This is a genomic window from Candidatus Propionivibrio aalborgensis (assembly GCF_900089945.1).
Classification (GTDB): Bacteria; Pseudomonadota; Gammaproteobacteria; order Burkholderiales; family Rhodocyclaceae; genus Propionivibrio; species Propionivibrio aalborgensis.
Genome location: NZ_FLQY01000056.1, coordinates 1 through 9,426, shown reverse-complemented (window position 1 = coordinate 9,426; position 9,426 = coordinate 1). Strand labels below are relative to the sequence as shown.

General features: G+C 58.8%; 8 protein-coding genes. 1 reads left to right on the top strand and 7 read right to left on the bottom strand.

All coding sequences use genetic code 11. The annotated features are described in order from the left end of the window. The 7 genes from PROAA_RS04160 to PROAA_RS04130 form a co-directional block, all read right to left on the bottom strand. Positions 1-1,046: phenylacetate--CoA ligase family protein (locus PROAA_RS04160; RefSeq protein ID WP_186410129.1), on the bottom strand; the 1,046-nt coding region annotated here is incomplete at its 3' end. 132 nt (positions 1,047-1,178) lie between these two features. Beyond that, a complete protein-coding gene (locus PROAA_RS04155) occupies positions 1,179-1,991 on the bottom strand; it encodes an ABC transporter ATP-binding protein (protein WP_186410128.1) in 813 nt (270 codons plus the stop codon). 103 nt (positions 1,992-2,094) lie between these two features. Beyond that, positions 2,095-3,429: an ABC transporter substrate-binding protein gene (locus tag PROAA_RS04150; RefSeq protein WP_186410127.1), complete on the bottom strand. Its 1,335-nt coding sequence runs from the start codon at positions 3,427-3,429 to the stop codon at positions 2,095-2,097. Positions 3,430-3,521: 92 nt separating this feature from the next. Continuing rightward, positions 3,522-4,598, bottom strand: a complete 1,077-nt coding sequence (locus PROAA_RS04145) for a branched-chain amino acid ABC transporter permease (protein WP_186410126.1) — start codon at positions 4,596-4,598, stop codon at positions 3,522-3,524. A gap of 15 nt (positions 4,599-4,613) precedes the next feature. Next, the gene (locus tag PROAA_RS04140; RefSeq protein WP_186410125.1) at positions 4,614-5,543 is read right to left on the bottom strand and encodes a branched-chain amino acid ABC transporter permease; all 930 of its coding nucleotides are present in this window, start codon (positions 5,541-5,543) and stop codon (positions 4,614-4,616) included. Between the two features lie 11 nt (positions 5,544-5,554). Further along, complete coding sequence (locus tag PROAA_RS04135; RefSeq protein WP_186410124.1) at positions 5,555-6,337, bottom strand: ABC transporter ATP-binding protein; 783 nt, start codon at positions 6,335-6,337, stop codon at positions 5,555-5,557. Beyond that, positions 6,337-8,295, bottom strand: coding sequence for an AMP-dependent synthetase/ligase (locus PROAA_RS04130; protein WP_186410123.1), 1,959 nt, complete (start codon positions 8,293-8,295; stop codon positions 6,337-6,339). Before PROAA_RS04130 ends, PROAA_RS04135 begins: the two co-directional genes overlap by 1 nt. Positions 8,296-8,600: 305 nt before the next feature. Here PROAA_RS04130 and PROAA_RS04125 point away from each other — a divergent pair, with 305 nt between their 5' ends. After that, entirely contained in the window at positions 8,601-9,203 is a 603-nt protein-coding gene (locus PROAA_RS04125) for a Crp/Fnr family transcriptional regulator (RefSeq protein ID WP_245664150.1), read from the top strand. The last annotated feature ends 223 nt before the right edge of the window (positions 9,204-9,426 follow it).

Sequence of the window (9,426 nt, the reverse complement as noted above, 5' to 3'; positions counted from 1 at the left end):
TCGACCACCAGGCGCGCCTTGCCAATCTGCGCATGCCGCGCAATAACCGCGGCGACCTGCGCGGGATGAACGAAGATACCCTTGACCTTGGTCGTCTGGTCGGCGCGTCCCATCCAGCCTTTGATGCGCACGTTGGTTCGGCCACAAGGGCTGACGCCGGCGAGTATGGCCGAGAGGTCACCGGTGGCAAAACGGATCAACGGATAATCCGGATTGAAACTGGTGACGACGACTTCGCCGACTTCGCCGTCGGCCACCGGATCGCCCGTTCCCGGACGAACGATTTCGAGCAGAATCTCCTCTTCGACGACCAGCCCCTCTTCGCTTGGCGATTCGTAGGCGATAACGCCAAGGTCCGCCGAAGCATAGGCCTGACGGACGACAATGCCGCGGTCATTGAGCAGCTTGCGCACGGAGGCAGGTAGCGCCTCACCGGAAACGACGGCTTTTTTCAGCGAGGACACGTCGGCGCCGAGCTCGTCCCCTTTTTCAAGAATGATGCGCAAGAAGGACGGCGTGCCGACATAAGCCACCGGCTTGAGGTCGGCAATGGCTTGTACCTGCATATCGGTTTGTCCGGTGCCGGCGGGGAATACCGGGCAGCCCAGTTTGCGCGCCGCGCCTTCGAGCATGAAGCCGGCCGGCGTAAAATGATAGGCGAAGGTATTGTGCACCAGGTCGCCCGCCACAAATCCCGCCGAAAACAGCACCCGACCGAAGCGCCACCAGTCCTGCCCGCGCCCTTCGGGATCGTAGATCGGGCCGGGCGAAGCGAAGACCCGCGACAGACTGGCGAGCGGTGTCGCGTTCAGCCCGCCAAACGGCGGTGCCGCCTTTTGCAATTCGATCAGGTCGCACTTGCGCGTGACCGGCAAGCGGGCCAGCGCCTCGCGCGAGCGAACGGCCTTGGCATCGAGCCCGGCAAACAGGCGGGCGAAATAGGCTGACTTCTGCTGCGCATGTGCCACCTGGCCCGGCAGACGATTCATCAGCCAGGCTTCGCGCTCGCCGGGAGGGCGGGTTTCAAGAGAATCGTAATAGTTCATTTCAAGTCCCTGAATTCAAGAGTCATCGCCTGTCTCGGCGTCAAGCTCGCCGTATCAGGTAAGGTGGGAAGAAGCGTCGTTTGCGCAATAAGAAAAGCAGTCGAATCGTCACATGACGGACAGAACGCCTGTTTATGAAAGCCAGCGTTTTCGGCGTCGGTAATGCTTGACGTCACGAAAGCTCTTGCGCCCGGCGGAGGACAGCCCGAGGTAGAACTCCTTGACGTCTTCGTTGTTGGCCAGCTCGGTCGCAGCACCTTCCATCACCACCCGGCCGTTTTCGAGGATGTAGCCGAAGTCGGCGTAGCGCAACGCCATGTTCGTGTTCTGTTCGGCCAGCAGGAAGGTCACTCCTTCGTTCTGGTTCAGATCCTTGACGATGGTGAAGACCTCGTCGACGATTTGCGGCGCGAGCCCCATCGATGGCTCGTCGAGCAGCACCATGCGCGGGTTGGCCATCAGTGCGCGGCCGATGGCGCACATCTGCTGCTCACCGCCCGAGGTGTAGGCCGCCTGGCTGCTACGGCGAGTCTTGAGGCGTGGAAAATAGGTGTAAACCTTGTCGAGCGTTTCGGCAATCGCCGCTTTGCCGTCGGTCCTCGTATAAGTACCGGTCAGCAGGTTGTCTTCAATGCTCAGATGCGCGAAGCAGTGTCGCCCTTCCATGACCTGGATGACTCCACGTTTGACCAGTTGCGCCGGAGTGAGCGCCTCGATCCGCTCGTCGCGCAACTCGATGGTTCCCTTGGTGACCTCGCCGCGTTCGCCGCGCAGCAGATTGCTGACCGCGCGCAATGTCGTCGTCTTGCCGGCACCATTGCCGCCCAAGAGGGCCACGATGCCTCCTTCGGGGACGCTGAAGGAAACGCCTTTGAGCACGAGGATCACGTGGTTATAGATCACCTCGATGCTGTTGACTCTGAGAATGATGTTGGCGTCGCTCATGGCGTCTCTTCGCGAAACGTGCAGCATTGCCCTCCCGCACGCGGGAGGGCGGACAATGGACTCGCCGTAGCGAGTCCGCCGGGAAACATTACGGCTACAGTAACTACATCTTGCATTCTTCAGGCGTGCGCGGCGTCAGCTTCTTGTCGTCGGCATACTTGCCGGAGGCCAGCATCACCATCGGACGCAGCGTCTTTTCGTCGGCCTGGAACCAGTCGGAAGAGGTCTCCCATTTACTTCCATTCCATGTCCGGATGCGCACCCAGGACGAGCCCATGTGGTCGAGGCACGAGGTCTGCACCGGACGCATCACGCCAGCGAACCCCATCGCATCCAGTGTCGCCTGATCGAGGTTAAGGTTCTCAAGGCCCCAGCGCACCTGCTCGCCGGTCATCACTTTGCCTTTGCCATAGCGCTCCTGCGCCTTGCGGACACCTTCGACGCCGAGCATCGCCGAGATCAACCCGCGCATGTACAGAATGGATCCGACTTCGTCCTTCGGTCCGGTGCCGTCACCCTTGGCATGTACTGCGGCGAGGATATCCTTGACGATCTTGGAATTGGAATCGGCACCGTCCTGCAGGGTCAGCGCACTGTAGCCCTTGGCACCTTCGCCAACGTCCTTGACATCGGGATCTGCTCCCGACCACCAGACGCCCAGCATCTTGTTGCGCGGATAGCCGGTCGCCTGGGCCTCGCGCAGCGCCGTCGAGTTCATCACGCCCCAACCCCAGAGCAGAACGTAGTCCGGCCTGCCCTGACGGATCTGCAGCCAGGTTGCTTTCTGCTCAACGCCTGGATGCGCCACAGGCAGCAACTGCACGTCGAAACCATGCTTCTTGGACAGTTCCTCAAGCAGAGCGATAGGCTCTTTGCCGTATGGGCTGTCGTGGTACACAAGGGCGATCTTCTTGCCTTTCAGCTTGGCGATGCCCCCTTCCTTCTGGGCGATATACTGAATCGCGACATCGGCACCGACCCAGTAGGTTCCGAGCAACGGGAAGTTCCAGGTAAAGACGGCACCGTTCGACGACTCGCTACGCCCGTAACCGGCCGTGATCAGCGGGATCTTGTCTTTCGGCGCTTTTTCTGTCAGCGCGAAAGTGATGCCGGTCGACAGAGGCTGGATTACCGTAGCGCCGCCGTGTTTGCCTTTCAGACGCTCGTAGCATTCGACGCCGCGGTCGGTGGCGTAACCCGTTTCACATTCCTCGAAAACGACCTTGACGCCGTTGATGCCACCCTTCGCATTCACCAACTTCAGGTAGTCGAGATAGCCATTGGCCCATGGCGCACCGTTGGCTGCATAGGCGCCAGTCCGATATACCAGGGCTGGAAAAAATTGCTCCTTGGCTGCGGCGTTCGCCGGCGCTGTGGCCAGCGACGACAGAACGACAGCGCTTAGTGAAGCAGCTAATGCGAGCTTGCGTAGGTTCATTTGTGTCTCCTCTTATAGTAAATGGTGGTACTTGTGGTGCTGGTGGTGCTGCTGCAACTACGAAAAACAGGTCAACAACCGAAAGACGCGACTCAATGCGGGAAAGGCCAGAGCCGCAACTTCTCCTTGCCGGTCGACCACAGGCGTGCGATGCCGTGCGGCTCCTTGATCAGGAAGAAGACGATCAGGCCGCCAAAGATAACCAACTCGGCATGCGACACACCCGCCGTGGATATTTCGACGCCGATCAATCCACCGAACGCCGGTAGTAGCTGATTCAATGCGATCGGCAAAATGACGATGAAGGCGGCGCCGAAGAAGCTGCCCATGATTGTTCCGAGGCCCCCGATAATGACCATGAACAGCAACTGGAACGAGCGATCGACTGAAAAGGCTGCCGGTTCCCACGATGCCAGATGGACGAAACCCCATAGCGCGCCGGCGGTTCCGACAAAAAACGAACTGACGGCAAAAGCCGAAAGCTTGGCAACCAGTGGCCGGATGCCGATCACTTCGGCGGCGACATCCATATCGCGTATCGCCATCCACTGCCGACCGATGGCGCAGCGCGTCATGTTCTTTGCCAGCAGCGCGAAGACCGTCAGGAAAAACAGGCAAAACAGGTATTTGCTTACCGGGTTGTTGATCTGCCAGCCCATCACCTGCAAGTTGGAAACCGAAACCGAGCCGGAAGATGAATTGTCTGTAAACCAGGGAATGCGCAAGAATACCCAGTCAGTGAAGAACTGCGCGGCCAGAGTAGCGACAGCGAGATAGAGTCCGCGTACCCGCAAACTGGGAATCCCGAAAAAGATCCCGACCAGTGCCGAAGTAAGGCCGCCGAGCAGGATGGATACGATCAATGGCAGGCCATCGATTCGGATATGGAAATTGTAGGCCGCGTAAGCGCCGACAGCCATGAACGCTCCGGCGCCCAGCGTGATCTGCCCGCAATAGCCAACCAGGATATTGACCCCGACGGCAGCAAGCGAAAGAATCAGGAAGGGGATGAGAATGGCGCGGAACATGTACTCGTCGACCAGCAGGGGAACGGCGATGAAGGCAAACAGCACGACACCGAGAATGGACCAGCGGTCCTGATCAATCGGAAAGAGCTGCTGATCCGCCGCGTAGGTGGTCTTGAACTGGCCGTTTTCCCTGTAGAGCACTTGCGTTCTCCTCGATTACACGCGGTCGATGATCTTTTCGCCAAACAGACCTTGCGGTCTGAACAGCAAGAAAACCAGTGCCAATTGGTAGGCGAACCAGATCTCGATGCCGCCGCCGATCAGCGGACCAAGATAGACCTCGGATAGCTTTTCGCCCACACCGATGATCAACCCACCGATGATCGCCCCAGGGATCGAGGTCAATCCACCGAGAATGACGACCGGCAAGCCGCGCAGCGCGACCGTCGCCAAAGAGAATTGGACACCGAGCTTGGAACCCCAGATCACACCGGCGACCAGTGCGACCAGACCGGCGACGGACCAGATGATTACCCAGATGTGGTTGAGCGGGATGCCAATCGACTGGGCTGCCTGATGGTCGTCGGCCACGGCGCGCAAGGCCCGGCCAGTGGTAGTTTTCTGGAAGAAGATCGTCAACAGCCCGACCAGCAGGGCGGCGATCAGCGCCGTGATGAAATCCTCCTTGTTGATCAGCAAGCCGCCCTCGAAGATGCCGTCCAGAATGAGCACCGGGTCCTTGGGCATGCCGACGTCGATCCTGTAGACGTCGTTGCCGAACAGGCTGGAGCCGACCCCCTCGAGGACATAAGCGATACCCAGTGTGGCCATCAGCAATGTCGCGCCCTCCTGATTCACCAGATAACGCAAAACCAGGCGTTCGATCAGCCAGGCGACGACAAACATCAAGGCCGCGGCGACGAGAAAAGCGATGGTGTTGGCCAGCCACAGACTCTCAAGGCCAAGCCAGCCCGGCAGCCATTCGGCAAACCTGGCCATGGCCAGTGCCGCGAACAGCACCATCGCTCCCTGCGCAAAATTGAATACGCCGGAGGCCTTGTAAATCAGCACAAAGCCCAGCGCGATCAGCGAATAGAGCATGCCGGCCATCAAGCCACCGATCAAAGTTTCAAGGAAGAAACCCATGGACTCACTCCTCAGTGGCTGACGCCAAGATAGGCGCTGATGACTTCGGGGCTGGCGCGGACTTCGTCCGGATCGCCATCACCGATCTTCTTCCCATAGTCGAGCACCACGACGCGGTCGGAGATATCCATGACCACCGCCATGTCGTGTTCGATCAATACGATGGTCGTACCGAACTGGTCATTGATGTCGAGAATGAAACGACACATGTCCTGCTTTTCTTCGACGTTCATTCCGGCCATCGGTTCGTCAAGCAGCAGGACGCTCGGCTCCATGGCCAGGGCGCGACCGAGGTCGACGCGCTTCTGCAGGCCATACGGCAGGCGCCCTACCGGCGTCTTGCGAATGTGCTGGATTTCGAGGAAGTCGATCACCTCCTCGACCTTGGCGCGATGGGCAAGCTCCTCGCGACGGGCCGGACCCCACCAGAATGCCTGCTGGATCAGATTGCTCCTGATCTTCAGGTTGCGACCGGTCATCATGTTGTCGATCACGTTCATTCCCTTGAACAGGGCGATGTTCTGAAAGGTGCGCGAAATACCGGCTTTGGCGGCCTTGTACGGGTTCATGCGGGCGAAATGCTCGCCGCGCAGGATGATTTCGCCTTGCTGCGGCCGATAGACACCGTTGATCACATTGAGCATCGAGCTCTTTCCGGCGCCATTCGGGCCGATGATGGCGCGGATCTCGTGTTCGCGCACATCGAAGGAGATATCGCTCAATGCCTTGACGCCGCCGAAAGCCAGCGAAACGCCTTTCAGGTCGAGAATGACTTCACCGATCTGCCGACTCATCAGGCGGCCCTCCCGGCAATGCCGAAGGTCTTGATATCCCGGATCAGCAGGTCGGCCGCCACCTTGCCCTGTCTGCCATCCTCGAACTTGACCGCCGTTTCAATGAACTGGCTGGATTTCCCGCTGTAGAGCGCATCGATCAGAACGGCATATTTTTGGGCGACGAAGTCGCGGCGCACCTTGCGCGTCCGGGTCAGTTCGTCATCGTCCGGGTCCAGCTCCTTGTGCAGGACCAAAAAGCGGTGAATCTGCGAATCGGCCAGAGCACCTTCGCCGACCAGTTCGCCGTTGACCTTCTCGATACAGTCCTGAATCAGTTGATAGACTTCCGGCTTGGCCGCCAGATCGGTATACCCCGAATAGGCGATGCCGCGTCGCTCGGCCCAGTTGCCAACCGCGCCGATGTCGATGTTGATGAACGCGCAGACCATCTTGCGCTGATCGCCGAAAACCACCGCTTCCTTGATGTGCTGGAAGAATTTCAGCTTGTTCTCGATGTAGTTGGGTGCGTACATCGCTCCATTGGCCAGCTTGCCGACGTCCTTGGCGCGGTCAATGATCCTGAGATGGCCCTCCTCGTCAATCAGGCCCGCATCGCCGGTCATGAAATACCCCTCGTCGTTGATCGACTCGGCCGTCGCTTCAGGTCGCTTGTAATATTCCTTGAGCAGCATCGGACCCTTGACCAGTATTTCGCTGTTGTCGGCGATCTTCACTTCGACGCCCGGCGCCGGCTTGCCGACGCTGTCGAACTTGATCTCGCCGTCGGGCTGCAGGCAAACGTAGGCACAGGTTTCGGTCTGCCCGTAGAGCTGCTTCAGATTGATGCCGATCGAACGATAAAAGCGAAAGAGGTCAGGCCCGATGGCCGCGCCGGCGGTATAGGCCACCCGCACCCGGCTCAGACCCAGCACGTTCTTCAGGGGGGCGAAAATCAGAATGTTGCCCAGTGCGTAAAGCACGCGATCACCGGCCGGAACCGGCTTGCCATCGAGGACATCGGCACCGCAACGCCGCGCGACCTTCATGAAATAGTGAAACAGCTTCTGCTTGATGACGCTGGCGTCTTCCATGCGGATCATCACCTGCGTCAGCAGATTCTCGAATATGCGTGGTGGTGCAAAGTAGTAGGTTGGCCCGATTTCGCGCAGATCGTTCATCACCGTATCGCCGGATTCCGGGCAGTTGATGGTGAAGCCGGCATACATGGCCTGCGCATACGAAAACAGGTGGTCGCCCACCCAGGCCATCGGCAGATACGAAAGGATGTCTTCGTCTGCGCTCAGGCCGTCAAACCCGATGCCACCGCGTGCCGCGCTGATAAACGCGTTGTGGGTCAGACAAACGCCCTTGGGTTTGCCCGTCGTACCGGACGTGTAGAGCATGACGCTGATGTCGTCGCTCCCACCCTGCGCCACTTCCGCGTCGAGGAACCCGGGGTTATTCTGCTGAAAGACCCGCCCCATCGCCATCAACGCTTCGATGTCATGGATGAACGGCTGATCGTAGTGGCGCATCCCCCGCGGATCGTCGTAGCCGATGAGCTTGAGCTGCGGTAGTTGGTCCTTGATCTCAAGCAGTTTGTCGACCTGCTCCTGATCCTCGACCAGCGCGTAGCGGATGGCGGCGTCCTGCATCACGAACAGCATTTCGAAGGCGACGCCATCCTGATACAGCGGAACCGGAACGCCACCGAGGCACTGCACGGCAGCCATGGTCATGTACAGGCGGGGCCGGTTGTCGCCGATGATCGCCAGGTTGTCACCGCGCTTGAAGCCCATCTCGGCCAAGCCGCACGCCAAGGCGCCCACCTGCTCGGCAACCTCGCTCCACGACCACGTCTGCCAGATGCCGAGATCCTTCTCGCGCATCGCGGTTTTCGTGCCGCGCTCCTGAGAATGGTGAAACAACAGGCGAGGAAAGGTATCCATCGCCCGGGAAGACGCCATCTCTGGCATATATTTCCCCTCGGTTCAATTAACCGTCATCAGCGTGAAGAATAGTGAGTTGTCGTCCTAAAATCCAGTCAAGATATTCAGTAGTGTTGCAAGCGGAAATTTTGCTGCCCGGACTGATCGTAATGCCTCCCAGGCTCATCGCTAGCAGGATCGCACAGAAACCGGTTCAACGCGCAGTCTAAGTTGAGCTGGGCACTATAATTGTCGCCTACCTGACAATTGGCACAAAAATTATGCGGTCGTTAAAGGAAATGCTGCTGGCCTCGAGCTGGGCACGTGAACTGTCGGAAAATCAATTGCGCAGCGTGATTGACGGCATTACCGTTCGCACCATTCCCACCGGCGGATATGTATGCATGAAAGGAGAGCCGGTCGAATACTGGATGGGTGTCCTCGACGGCCTGGTCAAGATGGCGAGCATCTGGAGCACCGGAAAAGCGACGTCTTTCCTCGGTCTGTCGACTGGTGGATGGTTCGGTGAGGGTTCGCTGCTCAAGGACGAGCCCCGGAAGTACGACGTAATCGCCCTGCGCGAAACCCGGGTGGCCTATATGAACCGCGCCACTTTCCAGTGGCTGCACGACAACAGCATTCATTTCAACCGCTTCCTGCTGATCCAGCTCAACGAACGACTTGGCCAGTTTATCGGGATGATGGAACACGAGCGCCTGCTCGACACCGATTCCCGCCTGGCCCGATGCCTCGCCTCGCTGTACAACCCGGTGCTCTACCCCGAAAGCAATCTGGAAATAAGGATATCGCAAGAGGAAATCGGTCTGCTTGCCGGCATCTCGCGGCAGCGCGTCAATCAGGCGCTACGCAAACTGGAAGATGCCGGGCTGCTGCAAATCGACTATGGCAGCATCACCATCCTCGACCTTCCCGGCCTGCGCTGCTTCGGCGAATAGGTTGAACAAGAGGGAATCCGCATCCCGAGATTGACCATCAGCAGCCATTACGCATCGCAGCATTTGGCGGCGATCTATCGTCAGATTATGGATTGTATGACTGCCTTGGTTCGACCCACTCCGGTCCTTCGAGTCGGAGATGAGCCAAGGGCAGGTATCCGAGGATTCTGTTGAAAAACTCGCCACGATTCATCGCGTGCGATACAATATGCGTATAGCATTT

Bases quoted from the DNA above. Each gene is read 5' to 3' on its own strand.
- PROAA_RS04150 (WP_186410127.1), bottom strand. From the start codon at position 3,429: ATGAACCTACGCAAGCTCGCATTAGCTGCTTCACTAAGCGCTGTCGTT.
- PROAA_RS04130 (WP_186410123.1), bottom strand. From the start codon at position 8,295: ATGCCAGAGATGGCGTCTTCCCGGGCGATGGATACCTTTCCTCGCCTG.
- PROAA_RS04135 (WP_186410124.1), bottom strand. From the start codon at position 6,337: ATGAGTCGGCAGATCGGTGAAGTCATTCTCGACCTGAAAGGCGTTTCG.
- PROAA_RS04140 (WP_186410125.1), bottom strand. From the start codon at position 5,543: ATGGGTTTCTTCCTTGAAACTTTGATCGGTGGCTTGATGGCCGGCATG.
- PROAA_RS04155 (WP_186410128.1), bottom strand. From the start codon at position 1,991: ATGAGCGACGCCAACATCATTCTCAGAGTCAACAGCATCGAGGTGATC.